This is a genomic window from Bacillus sp. FSL W8-1141, assembly GCF_038593205.1.
In the GTDB taxonomy this organism is placed as follows: Bacteria; Bacillota; Bacilli; order Bacillales; family Bacillaceae; genus Bacillus; species Bacillus altitudinis.
The window spans coordinates 634,526-650,968 of record NZ_CP151973.1; the positions used below are offsets into that span (position 1 = coordinate 634,526).

The window sequence follows — 16,443 nt, forward strand, 5'->3', positions numbered from 1 at the left end:
TCGAGGTATATGAAAGAAATTTTGCGGGAGATCGGCGTGATTGCTCGCGCGCTTGATTCCATTAGTAATATTGAATTTAAAGAGTATGATTTAACGAAGGGGCAGTATTTGTATCTTGTGCGTATTTGTGAGGAGCCTGGCATCATTCAGGAAAAACTAGCGGAAATGATTAAGGTGGATCGAACTACGGCTGCTCGGGCTATTCAAAAATTAGAGCTGCATGAATTTATTGAGAAGAAACATGACTCAGCGAATAAAAAAATCAAGAAATTGTTTCCAACTGAGAAAGGGAAAGCCGTCTATCCAATGATCAAACGAGAACATGATCATTCAAATCGGGTAGCGCTGGATGGGTTTTCTGAAGAGGAAGCGGAACAGATTTATCAGTATCTTTTGAGGGTGCGAAAGAATATCGAAAAAGATTGGGAAGATGTGAAAAAAGGCAAAAAGAGAAGCTACTAATGACTAAGGAGGGGTTACTTCATGACCGTCACGCTCATTCGGTGTAATGAACAACATATAAAAGAGCTGCAAAAAATCGGAATCGAGACTTTTATAGAAACGTTTCAGGAGCAAAACAAGGCGGAGCATATCGACGCATATGTGAAGACAGCTTTTCATTCGAACCAGCTGTTAAAAGAATTACAACATCCCTTTTCACAATTTTATTTTGTTCAAGTAAATGGGCGCCTTGCTGGTTATTTAAAGGTCAATATGGACGATGCACAGTCAGAAGAGATGGGTGATGACACATTAGAAATTGAACGCATTTATATCAAACAGTCCTTTCATAAACTAGGATTAGGTCGATATTTAATGAATCAAGCCTTTGAAATTGCAGAGAAACATCATAAACGTGATGTTTGGCTTGGTGTGTGGGAGCATAATAAAGCCGCCATGGCATTTTATCAAAAGCTTGGGTTTGTTCAAACAGGAGTGCATGCTTTCCAAATGGGGGACGAGGAGCAAATGGACTTCATTATGACCAAAACATTGAGATGATCAAAAAGGGGGAAGGGGACATGCATATACCATCATTTTTTCAAGTGAAAGATATGGAAAAAATCAAATCATTTATTCAATCACATTCATTTGCTACAGTTGTGACGACAACGAATGAAAAGCCCATTGCGACCCATATTCCAGTGAGTTTTCATCAAATTGGCGATTCGTATGTGATCTCAGGGCATATGGCGATTGGAAATCCTCAGTGGAAAACGTTTGAAGAGAACGAGAAGGTGCTCGTCATTTTTCAAGGGCCGCATGCTTACATATCCTCTTCATGGTATGAGAAAGAAGCCGTACCGACGTGGAATTATCAAGCTGTACATGTATATGGAAAGGCTGCACTGCTCGAAAAATCAGAACTGGTCAAGGAATTAACAGCGATGCTGGAGACATATGAAAGTCATAGAGATCAGCCAGTGTTATGGGATACGTTATCTGAGGAACTGCTAGAGAAACAAATGAAAGGGATTGTGGGCTTCAAAATCATCATTAATGAAGTTCAAGCTGCTTTTAAGTTAAGCCAAAATCGCCATGAAAGAGATTATGCTCGCATTATTGAACAGCTGGAAGCAGAGGGTGAAGTGGAAATGGCGGCTACGATGAAAAAGAGTTCCATGTAAGAGACTTCTCGAAAAATCAGTTATTCTTATGAAGTATTAAAATGAATGAATCGTTACTTATAAACAAAAACACTTTCTTTTCGGAAAGTGTTTTTTAATGTGATAAATAAAAAAGCCCTCATTATTCAAGGGCAATAGCGAAAGTTTATTTTACTTTTACTGTGAAGGTCACATCTTTACTATTCATGTAATCGTCAGTTGTGACATTTCCAAATTTCAGCTTTAATTCTTTGATGTTTTTAATGTTGATCTCTTTGCCTTCAGGAGCTAAGAATTGAATAACACCATCTTGTTTAACGCCACCTTCAACTTCGCCACCAATATCGCCATCAGTCATAAACATATTCGCATCTAATTGCATGCTTCCAGCTACAACTTTACCTTGGTCTGGATAGAAGTTTAGAACTTTATCTGTCGTATTTTCGATATTCATTCCTACATTGATTCTATCCTTCATAATTTTAATTTCGCCAAGGTTTACTTTCATTCCTTGAGCAGTTGTTTTGTGTTTGCTAGCATTTATTTTCTTTGAACCATCATCTTTTTTGTTTTTTGATTGTGTTTTTGTGCTAGTAGACTCTTTTTCTTTAGATGCACCTGTAGACACATCTTCTGTTGAGCCGCAAGCAGCCAGTGTAAATGTTAGCCCTAAAGCTAAAAATAAAGCATATAATTTCTTCAAAATGAAAATCCCCTTTTGTTTAATTTATATAAGCGTCTTGCACTTATATATTGACCATGACTATTATAATAGGATAAAAGAACCTTTAAATCAACAAAAAATGATAAAAATAGAAAATAATTGTTTTTGGGTGGTTTTTTGATAAACCAGTTAGCTTAAAATTACATAAAATCCACTTCTGATGACTTAAAACGAGTTTGAATTTCCTTATAATAGAATTATTATAAGAGATTGGGAGTGATTAAAATGGATGGTTCGTCAATCAAGATGGTTAATAGAGAGGAACAACATGAATTCTCGTTTCTGAATATATCTTCAAATACAGTTGGGGCTCTTTCAAAGGAATTTGCTGAGAGGATTCTAAAGGAAAGGAAAGTAGATGAAATTCATCAATTGATGTATGTTCCTATTGAAAATCATGAAGACCTTAAATGGCTGATCTACTCTTTGCATAAAGCCATCATGGATGAAAAAGATGTAAGTGTCGCTCTTGAATTGGCTGACCTACTCTATTTCTTTATTGTCCCTGCTTACAAAGAAGAATTGATGTGCAAGGAAGATTTGTCACACATGATGGATGATATATTGTTTATATTGGATCTTTGGACAGATGAAAACATAATAGAGTTAGTTGATGTCATTCAATATGAATTACAAAAAGTAGAGAGAAAAGGCTTGTAGAGCAATCTCTACAAGCTTTATTCTCTATTTTTATGCAGTTGTGTTATTGACGACAGGCTCTTTTCTAAACACACCCATGCATCCTGCGATGAGGATTAATACAGCTGGAAGGATAAAGAACATAGAAATAGAAATAATACCACCAACAGCAGATACTAATAATAAAATCCCGCCAAGCTTTGCTTTTTTCTTCACGATAACAGATGCCACAATAGCAAGAATAGAGAAAAGCATCGCTGCCCAGCCTAATCCTGTGATTTGACTCGTACCTGATTCACTAAATGCCGCATCGAGTCCTCCAAAGGCAATGGCAAACATTGCACCGAAAAATCCAAAAATACCTCCAATTAAACCTAAAACAAATTCTGTCGTTCTTTTCATAATACTTTCCTCCGTTATGTACATAAGAATTATTGGTACTTAAGAACCAACACAATCTTACTAATCGGCATTTCTTTCATAATGTTAATAGTTTTGTTAAAAAAAAGAAGAAAATCCATAAAGGATTTTCTTGTCCGGTTATTGGGCTCTTTCCCAAGTGATTTTTGTTTCATTTGTTGTTTTCTTTCCTTTTGCCAGTACTTTTCCGTTTTCCTGTTTCACGGTAATGTTTAGGTCATAAAAGGAGTAGAGGGCGCCGAGGCTGTCATTTTCCGGTTTATGCAGGTTGTTTTCCTTTTCAGTGGATGCACCAATAGCTAGTGTTTTGGCAAAGTTCAAACCAATGACTTCAGCGTAATCACTATTGGTCTCAGATGAAGCCGTCACGTTTAAGGAAATGACTTTTTTCTTTTGATCAACGGTGATCGCTGTGTCTTTTACGAGCTTAGACTGCTCCATGACCTCTTTCGTTTCATTTTGAATGCGTTCATTAATCGTTGGAAGTGCCGTAGATTCTGTTTTTTCTTCTTTTGCCGTATTTGAGCAAGCTGCTAGGATAGAGAAGGTTGCAACAAGACTCATGAAAACAAGTAGACTTTTTCTCACGTTCTTTCTCCTTTGTTCTTCAAAGTATGTATGCTTATGTTACCACGAATTGATGTTTTGATTAAAAGAGAAGTGTTGATAAGCTGTGAACAATCAAAAGCACCCAAATGGGTGCTCCAGCGTGTAGACAAACCCTCGCATTCGGTGTCAGGCCTGCGCGCCGGTGCTCACGAATGTCAAATTCGCTCCGCGCCGGTGCTCGCCCTTCCTAGACTGCAAAGGTTTTCTTGCACGCTGAAAAGAAGACAAAGAGCTAAAATAAAATCATTTTAGCTCTTTGTCAGCAATTTTGAAGCACCCAAAGTTGGGTGCTCGTGTTTTATTGTGCTGAAAGGGTTGTACTAAGTGGGATAGACGAAATGACTGTGAATTTTGGAGCCGGAGCACCAGATTCTAGATTTTTGCGTAAAAGAGATGATTTGACGGTGCCGTCCCATTTTTTATAGACACTTCCAGATGTATTTGCACGAAGCTGTACATTAGAGAAGCTTGCTTGCGAGTAGCTGTTTGTTCCATTATCTTGTACGCCGTGTACCATTTTGACGACATCGAGGTCTTTCAGACGACTAGGGTTGAAAACAGGCTGTTTATAACGCAGTTTCCCGTTGACGTATAGTGACACTGTGCCATCACCATTGTTGATGAGCTTTAAGTTGACACGTGCACCATCTTTAATACTTGAATCGTATTCGCTGTTCCAATATTGACTGCCGCCTTGGGAGCCGGTGCCCAGGAATACCTTATAACCAGAAGATGTTTTTGAAATCCCGCTCTCAACAACGGCAGAACCGAGACCAAGATACCAGTCGGCATAGCCATTTTTAATAGTGGCTGTTTTTGGCAGCACAATATCAGCCGAGATACCTGACCATTTGGCTTCATCCGTTTGTGTCACGATGGCGCCGTGACGAGGACCAGCCGCAGAGGCAGGAATACTTGAAAGCATCAATACGAAGGTCAAACTTACACTCAAAACGATGAACCACTTTTTCATGAAAATTCCTCCTTATCTTTGATTCATTTCTATTATATAAAACAAAAGGGAGGGATCTACTGACAATGTTCTGGCTGTTTTTGGTGAAATTTATGAACAAAATCGGTCATTAAGTGGTCAACTTGTATTCGAATTGTAATGTGACTGTAAAATAACTGGGTGCATCTTCATGTATAATAGGGTCAGAAACCAAATACGGAGGATTTTTTAATGAATAAAAAGCTTATCGCGACAATCGTAACAGTAGCTAGTTTATTTTTAGCGTTTAGTTTCTCACATGGAGCAAGTGCAAAAAAAGTAAGCGGCAATATTACATGGTATAATGGTGTCGGTAAAAAAGGCGCAGATGGAAAAAAACTCGGTCATTGGGATGCAGCAACGAAAATGGGATTTGACGTACCGAAAAAAGGTACAAAACTAAGAGTGACAACAAAAGCGAAACCACATAAAGTGATTACAGTATATAAATATGATGTAGGTAGAATGCCAAACGCAGTATTAGACGTAAGTCCGAAAGCATTCAAAGCACTTGGGTATAAAACAAGTAAAGGTGTCGTCAAAGGGCATTACACTTATTAATACATAGGCATGCAAAGAAGCGGGAAAAGTTCATTTTCTGGCTTCTTTTCTTGTGGAGAGGGTCTGAAAGTCAATGAAAAAATCAACATGGTGGATCATCACAGTAATTGGAGTCGTAGTGATTGCGGCCGTCATCTTCTTCATGATGAAGCCGGGGCAAGAGGCAAAACATGCAGGAAAAGTGAAAACAAATCAAGATGCAAAAGACGAATTGCTTGTTTCATTTACGGATCAAAAGTTAAACAATACTTATTACTTGCATGACAAGGCGCTTCATACAGAGAAACTGACAGCATATCCTTCAATTGCTTATGATCAGGCGAAGCAGCTTTTATATTACACGTATACAGATGAAGACACACAAAAAGTAAGTATACGGGAATTGAATGTGAAAACGGATAAAGAAAAAACGCTCTTTACGAGTGACGATTCAATCGACAGTATGAGACTTTCTGGTGACGGCAAACAGTTATATCTAAGGTATAACAAGGATTCAGGTGAGCAATTTTATGTAGCGTCTTTTGATTTGAAAACACAGAAAGTGAAAGTGTTATATCCAGAAAAAAGTGATGATGATACGGTGAGTTCTTTTGCTTATGATCCAGCATCAAATCTGTTGGCCATTCAGCATTATTCGTTAAAAGAGGATTATAAAAAGACGGATGAGGCAAATGAAAAAGGAATGGATCCTGAACCAACGACCATGAAGATTACCCTTCAAACAGGTGAGAAGGGAAAGCGAATTGCACGTATTTCTCAAACCATCAATGATATTTCTTTTTCACCAGATCATAAAAAACTCATTTATACAGAAGTGAAGGTTCGAAATGAAAAAGAAGTATCATCTATTAAGGTGATGGATGTAGATACAGGAAAAACAAAGACACTCGTTAAAAACAGCCAAGATGTGCGTATTTTAAGTGCTGCCCAGCCGCAATTTTCTGCGGATGGTACATCTGTTTATTTCTTAGGTGTTGCAAAGAACGCAAAGGAATTAAAGGATGACACAGGACGAAAGGCGAAGGTCAGAACCATTTTTGAATATGATATTAAGAAGAAAACAGTAGAAACCGCTTGGGAGAAAGAAGGCGGGATTGTTAACAATTTCACTGTCAATCGGTAAAAGGTGCGCGTTCAGTTATTTTATATAACTGGACGTTTTTTTATTTTGTCATGGGATGTGTCGGTGAAAAATGCGGTTTGTGAAATGAACATCACTTTTTAAGCAAGGAAATGAGTGGTATTTTGATATTTTGCTACTGTGACAGAATCAGCGTAAGAGAGTAAAGTAAGTGGAAATAAAAAAACGAGAGGACAGAAGACTTCTCGTTTTCTCTTATTTATTTATTGTTTTCATCTAGTAAGTTCTGAAAAATAAACAAGGCATTAATGGAATGAGGGAATCCTGCAACCTTTGTACAGTGCTTAATGATCTCCATAATCTCTATAACAGAGAGCCCGATATGTAATGCTTGTACAAAATGAGCTTTTAACTCTTCATCACAATCACCTTTTGCAATGAGAGCCGATAATGTGCTGATGGTCTTCTGTTTTTCATCTAATATGAAGTGATTGAATTCTTTTTGTTCACCGAGTTCAATTGTTAGTTGTTCAATGTTTGATCGAATGCTCTCGTTTTCATGAATTGAAAGCTTCTCCCTGTTACCTGCCACTGTTTCTTGCTTGACCTGGCAAGTCTCTTTTTCTTCATTCAAATTGAACTCCTCCGTTTTTTATGACGATTTTCTATTTGTTCGTGCTTGGTTTCTTAAGTGCCTTTTGATAGAGGTAATGGGTATATAGTAGTATTATCGGTTTACTTCGTCAACTTTTTAAGTGTGGAATGTTCAAAAAAATGCCATTCATGCGATACATTGTTCGTTTTTTCTCATGGAGATTGAAAAGAAAATAGAGGGCTAATATATAGAAGCTGTTAGCCCTTTTCATATTACGCAATTAAGAGAGAGGAGGTTTCATATTTACTAAATGATATCCATCGGCCGCATCATGTCATAATCCTCGTGTTCTAAAATGTGACAATGCCACACATATCGTCCGCTATATGGGACAAACCGAGCGATGATGCGAATGACTTCACCGGCATGCGCCTGAATTGTATCCTTGTAGCCTTGTTCATGCAAAGGAGGCGCTTCATTTGGTCCCGTGTACACGATTTCACCAGTTGATTGATAGATGTCTGTATCGAATGGTCTTCTATCAATCACCCGAAATTGAACAAGATGTAAATGAATAGGGTGTGTGCCCCTTGTTGGGTTGACAATGTTCCATACCTCTACACTACCAAGTCGAGGATTTTCCGTGACAGGATCATTCCAAAACCGGTTATCTAGTAATAAAATCGGGCGCCCATATTTATCTTGTGTGCCAGTAAGCGTTAGCGTTCGCTCGTTATCAGCTCGGCTCGGCCGGAGCGGTGGCAGTGGTTTGAAGATCGGACGCAATGTTTTAGCTGCTCTTCCTTTGAGCGGACGAGTGACTTTAAATTGCATAATGTTCGCATCTGTTTCTGGATTGACATCCTGACCGCAACCTGCCGTATTTTTTAAAACAATCGTTTTGTTTTCGTAAGCTGAGAAGTCGATGATGACATCAAAACGTTCAGCAGGTGCAATGCTAAAAGATTGGTGATGAACAGGTCTTGGCAAAAAGCCACCATCAGATCCAATTTGTAAGATTGTGGCGTCGTTATCTAGATGAAGCTCGTAAGTTCTTGTATTGGACGCGTTTAAGATACGAAAACGATATTTTCGAGGCTCTACTTCTAAATATGGCCATACTTTTCCATTGACTAAAATCGTTTCCCCGCAAAAAAATGGCACGATGGAGGGATCTGGAAGGTCACTATCTTCTGGTGTGTTATTTGGTCTACTTGGGTAAAACAGTGCGCCATTCTCCTGGAATGTCCGGTCCATGATCATTAAAGGGATATCATATTCATCTTTCGGTAATTCGAGTGATTTTTCAAACGCATCTGAGATCAAATAAAAGCCAGCTAATCCGGCGTATACATTTAATCGTGTTAATGCCATGGCATGATCGTGATACCACAATGTGCATGCTTGCTGGTGATTAGGGTATTCGTAAACCTCTCGTTCAAAGAAGGGGCCGGTCGCTTCAAAGTCTCGCGAAAACCAAGCCTCCGGATAACCGTCACTGCTTGCAGGTGTCACGCCCCCATGCAGGTGAACGACTGTTTTGACTTCGGGTTCATCATGATGTCCAGCGTGAATGGTATGATCGACAGGAAGGAAGTGTTTCAGCGGCAATTTGTTCATCCATTTCACTTTGACCTTTTCATTTCGATTCGCTTTAATGGTTGGACCCGGCAAACTGCCATTATAGGTCCATAGCTTGGTTGGGGGCAGATCTCTATGAACTTTTAGGAACACCTCCTCCATAGCGATTTCATAATACGTTTGTCTTGGGTTTTTTTTGACGGGCTCTGCGACTTCTGGAATTGGCAGCTCGTCAACAAACTTTTCTAGGTTCATGTTGACTAATCCTCACTTAAAATCAATTTGATACATTATAAGTGCGGACATCCAAATAGGTGAATAAAATAAAAAAACCCGCTTTTCAGCGGGAGAATTAAGGGTGTTTATTTTCAAGCGCTGCACTTGCAGGCACTTTTTTATTCGGTTTAAAGATGAAGTAGGCGGCTAGTACACCGATGGTAATGATGCTTGTCAGTATGAGCTGAGGTCTCATCGATTCGATAAACAGCATAGAGGCCAAAATGGCGCAGATGACCAAAATGGTAAAGTACGTAAGGTATGGGAACAGCCACATTTTGATTTTGAGTTGTTCTGGGTTTTCTTTTTCAATTTTACGACGCATTCTTAATTGTGAAACGGCAATGACCAAGTAGACAAGAAGTGCAATGGCACCAGAGGCATTGACTAGAAATAGAAAGATGGTTTCAGGGTAAAAGTAGTTCATCATGACGGCAATATAGGAAAAGAAGGTACCTGCGACTGTCGCTGCTACAGGGACACCGCGTTTGCTGATTTTCATAAAACGTTTTGGTGCTTCGCCTCTTTCTGCTAATGAATAAAGCATTCTGGACGTTGTGTATAGGCCGGAGTTTAAACAAGAAAGAACGGCTGTTAAAACAATGACGTTCATGACTTGGGCGGCTGATGGGACACCGATGTATTCTAATACTGCAACGAACGGACTTGTTAAAATATTCGCTGAATTCCATGGGAGTAAAGTGACAACGACGGCGATCGACCCGACGTAGAAAACAATGATACGCCATACAACTGAACGGGTAGCTGTTGTCACAGATTTGACAGGGTCTGCTGATTCACCTGCGGCAATTGCCACAATCTCGGTTCCCATGAAGGAAAAGATGACAACGACAATCCCGAGGAGTACAGAGCCGAATCCGTTTGGAAGGAAACCGCCATTCCCCGTTAAATTGGCAAGACCTGCAGTATGATGACCGCCAAAACCAAAGATAAATGCAAAACCAATGAGTAGGAAGAGAATAATGCTGACGACTTTAATCAATGAAAACCAATATTCAAATTCGCCAAAAGATTTAACAGAAAAGATATTTGTCAAAGTTAAGAGGATTGTGAGGATAAGACTTGTGAGCCAAACAGGTGCATCTCCATACCAATATTGAATAATGGCAGCACCGGCAATGGCTTCAATGGCGATGACGATGACCCAGAAGAACCAGTAAAGCCAGCCGATTGTAAATCCGGCCCACGGGCCTATGGCGTCGCTCGCATATTGTGAGAAAGAGCCGCTTGTCGGATAGGCACATGCCATTTCTCCAAGCATTCTCATAATAAAGATGACCAGAAGTCCGGCAAATGAATAGGAAAGAATCGATCCAGGCCCTGCAGAATGAATGACAGCACCACTACCAACAAATAGCCCTGCCCCAATGACCCCGGCAATGGAGATCATTGAAATATGTCTTGTCTTAAGGTTTTTTTGAAGACCGTTTGTCATGTTGGACATTTCTTTACCTCCAAACATTTCTCTTTTATTCAAGAGTTTGTTTTTAGAATATTTTAAATTTTATCATACTGAATTGTCATTCAGCATTGGACAGGTTATCAAACTGACATTTCAAACCTCTTAACATGATGTTAAAAAGTATAAAGGATTTGAGAGATTATGTTCCCTCATTTTCCTCTGCCCATTCTTAAAAATAGCATAAGAAGGAAGAAAGAAAAGTTGTGTTTTAAAATAAAACTATTCTGACAATTAGATAGTAGAGTGATTTTGTTCTTTTTCATTTTTCGGGGTGGTTTTGAAAAACATTGATGGGAGTAGGTCTTGAGGTCAATTGACCTTATAAAAATAAGTTTGCTTAGGTCAACACATTTCCATGTATCCTATTTTGCTGATTCAAGCGAATCATGTTGCTGTAGACCCACACGGGCTTGGCTTTGTAAGATAAATATAGAAAAGTAATGTGTGAGGAGGCGCTGTTCGGTATGGAGCGCTACAACGAATTAAGACAAGGTGAAACAGGTGCTTGGGTCAGCATTATAGCCTATGTGATCTTATCTGCTGTCAAACTGATCATTGGGTATGTGTTTCATTCAGAAGCCCTTTCCGCAGATGGCTTGAATAATACGACAGATATCATTGCTTCGCTTGCCGTATTAATTGGGTTGCGTATTTCTCAGAAGCCACCTGATGAGGATCATCCATACGGTCATTTTAGAGCTGAAAATATTGCGTCACTTGTGGCTTCCTTTATTATGATGCTTGTCGGGCTTCAGGTTTTGCTGAGTGCAGGCCAGTCGCTTTTCTCATCAGAGCATCAAACGCCTGATATGATTGCAGCTTGGACGGCAGCAGGAAGTGCTGTTGTGATGTATGGTGTGTATATGTATAACCGTAAACTGTCTAAACGAATTAATAGCCAGGCGCTATATGCGGCAGCGGCTGATAATAAATCAGATGCTTATGTGAGTATCGGGACGTTTGTCGGAATTATCGCCTCTCAATTTCAGCTGGCGTGGGTTGATACGCTTGCTGCGTTTGTGATTGGCTTAATTATCTGTAAAACGGCGTGGGAGATTTTCAGAGATGCGTCTCATTCGTTAACGGACGGTTTTCATATAAAAGATATGTCTAAATATAAAGAGACGATTGAAGCGACACCAGGAGTGGGCGATTTGAAAGACATTAAAGCTCGTTATCTTGGAAGCACCGTCCATGTGGATGTGGTCGTTGAAGTAGAACCGCATTTAAACATCGCAGAAAGCCATGATATTGCAGATGAAATTGAACGCAGAATGAAGCAGGAACATGATATTCTACACTCTCATGTTCATATGGAACCAGCAAGTGAGCCTAAAGAGGAGCAGAAGTCTTTTCCATCGTGAGAAGGCTTCTTTTTTCTACGTGTTGATGTTTCATGCAAATGCGTGTTGTATGGTAAAGTTAGACTATATGAAAATTGACGGAAACGTGATAGGAGGATCAGGATGGCATTTGATGAACCGATGCATTCAGATTTACAAAAAATCGTAGATAACATCAATAAAGTGATGGTGGGGAAAAAAGATATTGCGATATTAAGCCTTGTTGCGATTTTGGCGAAGGGGCATGTGCTATTAGAGGATGTGCCTGGCGTTGGGAAGACCATGATGGTTCGTGCTCTTGCAAAATCCATTGGGTGTGAGTTTAAGCGAATCCAATTTACGCCTGACCTTTTGCCTTCAGATGTAACAGGTGTGTCGATTTATAATAAAAAGACAAACGAGTTTGAATTTAGACAAGGACCGATTATGGGGCAGATTATTTTGGCTGATGAAATCAACCGAACCTCTCCTAAAACACAATCAGCCCTTCTTGAAGCGATGGAAGAAGGCAGTGTCACAGTGGACGGAGAAACGATGCCGCTGGCAGATCCTTTCTTTGTGATGGCTACGCAAAATCCAGTGGAGTATGAGGGAACCTATCCACTTCCAGAGGCGCAAATGGACCGTTTCTTGTTCAAGCTGCAGATGGGGTATCCAACCATGCTGGAGGAGCTTGAGGTGCTGAATTTGCAGGAGAAACAATCGCCAATTGACACGCTTCAGGCAGTCATGACAAAAGATCATATCCATGCTTTGCAGCAAGCGGTTCAGACCGTACATGTGGATGCATCGATTAAAGAATATATTGTCGAAATCGCCCAAGCGACGCGAAATCATCCGTCTGTCTATTTAGGCGTGAGCCCAAGGGGTTCAATTGCATTGATGAAAGCGGCTCAGGCGTATGCGCTGTTGAACAGGCGGGATTATGTGATTCCTGATGATGTACAGTATTTGGCGCCTTATACATTGCCGCATCGCATGATTTTGACATCAGAAGCAACATATGAAGGGAAGAAGGCGGAGACACTGCTGCGACAGATGATTGAGCATATTGGCGTACCAGTTCAAAAGTCGATGACTCAATGAAGTCACGTGACCGTTTCGCTTTTTCACTATGGTTACGGGTGTTTATGCTCCTTCTCCTTACAGCAGCAGCCTTTTGCTATGCCATGTTTCAGGGCGGCTTTGTGAGCTGGTTCCTTTTTTATGCATTTTCACCATATGCTTTGTATGCTTTGTTGTTTGCCCTTGTTCCACTTCGTGCAACAGCCAAAAGGACATTACAGCATACCCGGTTAAAGGCAGGGGATGTGCTGTCTGTTGACCTTGAAATCAAGCGGACGAATTTATTTCCGTACGTGTACGCCATACTTGAGGATGAACCGCCGGATACCTTTCATTTGCAGGAACAAATTGAAATGAAGCGAATGATCTTTCCATGGTTTCGGAAAACGTGGCGATTTTCGTATCAATTCAATGACATTGTGCGGGGAGAGCATCAATTGACGGCGGTTAGAATTAAAACGGGTGATATGTTTGGGTTTGTTGAAAAAGAAGTGATTCTTCCACTAGAGAAAACATTGCTTGTGTATCCGAAAATGTTGGATATTCCTGTTGAATCTGCTGCATCGGTGAATGAAAATGGAGGCAAAGCGTTGCACTCTTGGTTAAATGAACCGACAAATGTGACAACAGGTGTGCGTGAATACCAGCAAGGAGACCGTTTCGCTTGGGTGGACTGGAAGACAACAGCTAGAAGAGGTCAGCTTATGACGAAGGAGTTTGAACAGAATCAGACAAAGGATCTGGTGGTGTTTGCTGATTTTACAGATGAAGCCGCTTTTGAAACGATTGTGTCTATGGCCGCATCGGTTCTGCAAACGGCTGTGAAAAAAGGGGTGCCGGTAGGCCTTGTCCCGCTTGGGGATCAGCACTTATTTCGAGTGGATCAAGGAGAGTGGCATTTACAGGACATGCTCTACTATTTAACAAAGGTGCAGTATCAGCCTTCTCGTGCACCTGATTATCAATCATTAACAGCGAGTGAGCACCAACAGACAGGAAAGTATGTGGTGACAGGTCATCTGCAAGAAGAGCTTGCTGCCATTTTACTTGGGAATCGAAACAGAAAGAACATCACTGTTCTTTTAGTGAAGAGAGCCGTTGATCGATTGACGGCAAAAGAAAAACAGCTTGTGGACCGGCTTAAAGCTTCTGGGATACACACGACCCTTTTATTTGAGGACCGGCTGCACGAAAGAACTGTGAGGTGACAAACATTTATGCTGCATATGCATCAGCGGCAAAGCCGTTTTGAGTTGTTCATCTATTATGCTGTCGCATTTCTGCTGCTTTGGGAGTGGCTTCGTCCGCTTCAAGATTTTACAGAGACGAGTCATACGTCTTATTTCATCATTTTTATAGGGCTTACGTGTTTGTTTACGTTCTTTCGATTGAAGTGGTATGTGACGTTTCCTATTTGTGCTGGATTGATCTTGCTCGCATTATATTTGATTTTTTATCAATCAGAGCCAAGTTATCTGCCTGCGCTGTTTGCTGATATTAAAGATAATATTTCTTTGATGAGCATGGGCATGTGGAGTGACATGTATCCGTCTTTCCGCACATTGTTGTTTTATATTTTGCTTTGGCTACTTGTTTATTTGCTTCATTATTGGGTTGTGTATCAGCAGCGTATCTTTTTCTTTTTACTGATGACGATTGTATATGTCACGATTCTTGATACGTTTACACCTTATGATGCGACTTTTGCGATCGTTCGAATTATGGTATTTGGCTTTTGTTTGCTTGGCCTGCTCTATTTCGACCGGCTTCGTTTGGCTGAAGGTGTGCGGGTGTCACAGAAAGCTCGTCTCAATTGGTTCTTACCCATGCTGGCACTTGTTCTTGTATCAGCATCACTCGGTGCTTCTTTGCCAAAATCTGATCCGAAATGGCCTGACCCTGTCCCGTTTTTTAAAGCGGTCACGAATCAAGATGGTTCTGCCGGGCAGAATAAGGTGGGATATAGTGCGGATGATTCGTCGCTTGGGGGACCGTTTAGTGAGGACCGTACACCGGTATTTAAATGGAGCGGAAAAGAGCCGTCTTATTTTCGTGTAGAAACAAAAAGTATTTACACGGGGAAAGGCTGGGAGGATGCTTCAAATGATACGAAACCTACTCGGTTAAAAGGGAATGAAGTGCCGAACCAGTGGTTTACCAATCGCGTGAAAACAGAGGAGCATGAAACGAGAGTCGATATGGAATCAAATTATCGATTTAATCATGCTGTTTATCCGATTGGTACGGTTATGCTGACGCCAATGGAAAACATTCCACTGCAAATGATGGGCAAAACGGAGAAAATTGTCCCGTCCACTCAAAACACGCCTAAAAATTTAGGGAACTATCGAGTCAGCTTCTTATCACCTACATTTATCCTAGAGGACTTGCAGCGGATCAAAGTACCGACCAAGCAGCAAGTGAACCAGCAGGTCGGACGTGAATACTTGCAGCTCCCATCCTCGCTGCCAGAGCGTGTGAAAACATTGGCGAACAGCTTAACGGAAACGAAGGATAATATGTATGATAAAGCAAAAGCGATTGAGGATTATTTAGGATCTGCGAAGTTTTCATATGAAACCCAAAATGTCGCTGTGCCTGGGCGTAACGAAGACTATGTGGATCAGTTCTTATTTGACACAATGATTGGCTATTGTGATAACTTTTCAACCTCGATGATTGTCATGCTTCGCTCGATTGGAATTCCGGCGAGATGGGTGAAAGGGTACACGTCAGGTCAATTATATGAAACACAGATGGATGGAAACAATGTGTATGAAGTGACCAATAACAATGCGCATTCATGGGTAGAGGTGTATTTTCCAAACCGTGGCTGGGTGACTTTTGAACCGACAAAAGGGTTCACGAACCCAGAGACATTTACGAATGAAACCACGGCTAACAACGACCAAACAGATGATCAACAGGATGAAAAAGATCAGCCCGCATCTGATCAACAAGAAAACGAGCAGACACAACAGCCGCAGCAACAAGAACCAGAACAGGCGGCAAAACAAGAGGAACAAGCAGCTAAAGCGAAGCCAAGTATGGTTCATGTTGGTTCAATCTTGGGCTACGCAGCAGGTGTGATTGTCTTTCTTGGATTTATAGGCTGGATGCTTTACCGGTTCAGAGCAAGATGGCTGCCAATCTTTATTGTGAGAAAGGTAAAACGTCTGCCAGATGAGGAAGCTTTTTTCTACGCATATGCTGCTCTATTAAAACAGCTAAGGCGCAGAGGGATCGAGAAAAAGCCAGGCATGACGCTAAGAGAATTTGCTTCTTTGATCGATGACAAGGAAGGGAATCATCACATGTCTGAGCTAACGCAGTTCTATGAGCGGGCGCTCTATCGACAAGAAGATGCGTCGGCGCTTTGGCGGCAGTCGGTGAAGTTATGGGAAAATTTAATAAACAGGAGATAGTCTTGACCCCGTACCTTCCTGTTGTTAGAATAGGTGAATATTA

At 40.8% G+C, this 16,443-nt stretch carries 17 protein-coding genes; 10 read left to right on the forward strand and 7 right to left on the reverse strand.

Features of this window, described 5'->3' with window-relative positions:
• The first annotated feature begins 9 nt into the window (after positions 1-9).
• The 3 genes from NSQ52_RS03180 to NSQ52_RS03190 are packed head-to-tail and all read left to right on the forward strand — an operon-like array spanning position 10 to position 1,628.
• Positions 10-462: a MarR family transcriptional regulator gene (locus NSQ52_RS03180; RefSeq protein WP_039170043.1), complete on the forward strand. Its 453-nt coding sequence runs from the start codon at positions 10-12 to the stop codon at positions 460-462.
• A gap of 21 nt (positions 463-483) precedes the next feature.
• The gene (locus tag NSQ52_RS03185) at positions 484-1,002 is read left to right on the forward strand and encodes a GNAT family N-acetyltransferase (protein ID WP_178929654.1); all 519 of its coding nucleotides are present in this window, start codon (positions 484-486) and stop codon (positions 1,000-1,002) included.
• Positions 1,003-1,022: 20 nt separating this feature from the next.
• Positions 1,023-1,628: an FMN-binding negative transcriptional regulator gene (locus tag NSQ52_RS03190; RefSeq protein WP_342473908.1), complete on the forward strand. Its 606-nt coding sequence runs from the start codon at positions 1,023-1,025 to the stop codon at positions 1,626-1,628.
• A 145-nt stretch (positions 1,629-1,773) separates the two neighbouring features.
• Here NSQ52_RS03190 and NSQ52_RS03195 read toward each other — a convergent pair whose 3' ends face one another.
• Positions 1,774-2,310, reverse strand: a complete 537-nt coding sequence (locus NSQ52_RS03195; RefSeq protein ID WP_045034406.1) for a hypothetical protein — start codon at positions 2,308-2,310, stop codon at positions 1,774-1,776.
• Positions 2,311-2,547: 237 nt separating this feature from the next.
• Here NSQ52_RS03195 and NSQ52_RS03200 point away from each other — a divergent pair, with 237 nt between their 5' ends.
• On the forward strand, positions 2,548-2,991 hold the full coding sequence (locus NSQ52_RS03200) for a hypothetical protein (protein ID WP_178929652.1): 444 nt from the start codon (positions 2,548-2,550) through the stop codon (positions 2,989-2,991).
• A 30-nt stretch (positions 2,992-3,021) separates the two neighbouring features.
• Here the strand turns inward: NSQ52_RS03200 and NSQ52_RS03205 are convergent, their stop codons facing one another.
• The 3 genes from NSQ52_RS03205 to NSQ52_RS03215 form a co-directional block, all read right to left on the reverse strand.
• A complete protein-coding gene (locus NSQ52_RS03205; protein ID WP_178929651.1) occupies positions 3,022-3,372 on the reverse strand; it encodes a DUF4064 domain-containing protein in 351 nt (116 codons plus the stop codon).
• Positions 3,373-3,510: 138 nt separating this feature from the next.
• Complete coding sequence (locus NSQ52_RS03210) at positions 3,511-3,978, reverse strand: hypothetical protein (protein ID WP_017366718.1); 468 nt, start codon at positions 3,976-3,978, stop codon at positions 3,511-3,513.
• A gap of 319 nt (positions 3,979-4,297) precedes the next feature.
• Positions 4,298-4,972, reverse strand: a complete 675-nt coding sequence (locus NSQ52_RS03215) for a hypothetical protein (RefSeq protein WP_041093255.1) — start codon at positions 4,970-4,972, stop codon at positions 4,298-4,300.
• Positions 4,973-5,182: 210 nt separating this feature from the next.
• On the opposite strand from NSQ52_RS03215, the gene NSQ52_RS03220 reads away from it, so the two are divergent.
• Together NSQ52_RS03220 and NSQ52_RS03225 are read left to right on the forward strand one after the other, a co-directional pair.
• Positions 5,183-5,551 (forward strand): RlpA-like double-psi beta-barrel domain-containing protein, encoded by a 369-nt coding sequence (locus NSQ52_RS03220; protein WP_003213878.1) that lies wholly within the window; start codon positions 5,183-5,185, stop codon positions 5,549-5,551.
• A 73-nt stretch (positions 5,552-5,624) separates the two neighbouring features.
• Positions 5,625-6,674: a hypothetical protein gene (locus NSQ52_RS03225; RefSeq protein ID WP_039170027.1), complete on the forward strand. Its 1,050-nt coding sequence runs from the start codon at positions 5,625-5,627 to the stop codon at positions 6,672-6,674.
• Between the two features lie 217 nt (positions 6,675-6,891).
• Here NSQ52_RS03225 and NSQ52_RS03230 read toward each other — a convergent pair whose 3' ends face one another.
• From NSQ52_RS03230 to gabP, 3 genes are all read right to left on the reverse strand, one after another.
• Complete coding sequence (locus NSQ52_RS03230; protein ID WP_045034410.1) at positions 6,892-7,266, reverse strand: carboxymuconolactone decarboxylase family protein; 375 nt, start codon at positions 7,264-7,266, stop codon at positions 6,892-6,894.
• A gap of 267 nt (positions 7,267-7,533) precedes the next feature.
• On the reverse strand, positions 7,534-9,063 hold the full coding sequence (locus NSQ52_RS03235; RefSeq protein WP_024719379.1) for a multicopper oxidase domain-containing protein: 1,530 nt from the start codon (positions 9,061-9,063) through the stop codon (positions 7,534-7,536).
• Between the two features lie 97 nt (positions 9,064-9,160).
• Positions 9,161-10,549, reverse strand: coding sequence for a GABA permease (gene gabP / locus NSQ52_RS03240; protein ID WP_024719380.1), 1,389 nt, complete (start codon positions 10,547-10,549; stop codon positions 9,161-9,163).
• Between the two features lie 482 nt (positions 10,550-11,031).
• On the opposite strand from gabP, the gene NSQ52_RS03245 reads away from it, so the two are divergent.
• From NSQ52_RS03245 to NSQ52_RS03260, 4 genes are all read left to right on the forward strand, one after another.
• Positions 11,032-11,931 carry a cation diffusion facilitator family transporter gene (locus NSQ52_RS03245; protein WP_008344349.1) on the forward strand — a complete coding sequence of 300 codons (900 nt, stop codon included), beginning with the start codon at positions 11,032-11,034 and terminating at the stop codon, positions 11,929-11,931.
• Positions 11,932-12,033: 102 nt separating this feature from the next.
• A complete protein-coding gene (locus NSQ52_RS03250; protein ID WP_017366721.1) occupies positions 12,034-12,996 on the forward strand; it encodes a MoxR family ATPase in 963 nt (320 codons plus the stop codon).
• A complete protein-coding gene (locus NSQ52_RS03255) occupies positions 12,993-14,183 on the forward strand; it encodes a DUF58 domain-containing protein (RefSeq protein WP_342473909.1) in 1,191 nt (396 codons plus the stop codon). The genes NSQ52_RS03250 and NSQ52_RS03255 overlap by 4 nt, the downstream gene beginning before the upstream one ends.
• A gap of 9 nt (positions 14,184-14,192) precedes the next feature.
• The gene (locus tag NSQ52_RS03260; protein ID WP_342473910.1) at positions 14,193-16,400 is read left to right on the forward strand and encodes a transglutaminaseTgpA domain-containing protein; all 2,208 of its coding nucleotides are present in this window, start codon (positions 14,193-14,195) and stop codon (positions 16,398-16,400) included.
• Positions 16,401-16,443 lie beyond the last annotated feature (43 nt).

Excerpts from the sequence above, each read along its gene's own strand:
- NSQ52_RS03180 (WP_039170043.1), top strand. The coding sequence starts at position 10 with ATGAAAGAAATTTTGCGGGAGATCGGCGTGATTGCTCGCGCGCTTGAT.
- NSQ52_RS03185 (WP_178929654.1), top strand. The coding sequence starts at position 484 with ATGACCGTCACGCTCATTCGGTGTAATGAACAACATATAAAAGAGCTG.
- NSQ52_RS03190 (WP_342473908.1), top strand. The coding sequence starts at position 1,023 with ATGCATATACCATCATTTTTTCAAGTGAAAGATATGGAAAAAATCAAA.
- NSQ52_RS03205 (WP_178929651.1), bottom strand. The coding sequence starts at position 3,372 with ATGAAAAGAACGACAGAATTTGTTTTAGGTTTAATTGGAGGTATTTTT.
- NSQ52_RS03215 (WP_041093255.1), bottom strand. The coding sequence starts at position 4,972 with ATGAAAAAGTGGTTCATCGTTTTGAGTGTAAGTTTGACCTTCGTATTG.
- NSQ52_RS03220 (WP_003213878.1), top strand. The coding sequence starts at position 5,183 with ATGAATAAAAAGCTTATCGCGACAATCGTAACAGTAGCTAGTTTATTT.
- NSQ52_RS03225 (WP_039170027.1), top strand. The coding sequence starts at position 5,625 with ATGAAAAAATCAACATGGTGGATCATCACAGTAATTGGAGTCGTAGTG.
- NSQ52_RS03235 (WP_024719379.1), bottom strand. The coding sequence starts at position 9,063 with ATGAACCTAGAAAAGTTTGTTGACGAGCTGCCAATTCCAGAAGTCGCA.
- gabP (WP_024719380.1), bottom strand. The coding sequence starts at position 10,549 with ATGTCCAACATGACAAACGGTCTTCAAAAAAACCTTAAGACAAGACAT.
- NSQ52_RS03245 (WP_008344349.1), top strand. The coding sequence starts at position 11,032 with ATGGAGCGCTACAACGAATTAAGACAAGGTGAAACAGGTGCTTGGGTC.
- NSQ52_RS03250 (WP_017366721.1), top strand. The coding sequence starts at position 12,034 with ATGGCATTTGATGAACCGATGCATTCAGATTTACAAAAAATCGTAGAT.
- NSQ52_RS03255 (WP_342473909.1), top strand. The coding sequence starts at position 12,993 with ATGAAGTCACGTGACCGTTTCGCTTTTTCACTATGGTTACGGGTGTTT.
- NSQ52_RS03260 (WP_342473910.1), top strand. The coding sequence starts at position 14,193 with ATGCTGCATATGCATCAGCGGCAAAGCCGTTTTGAGTTGTTCATCTAT.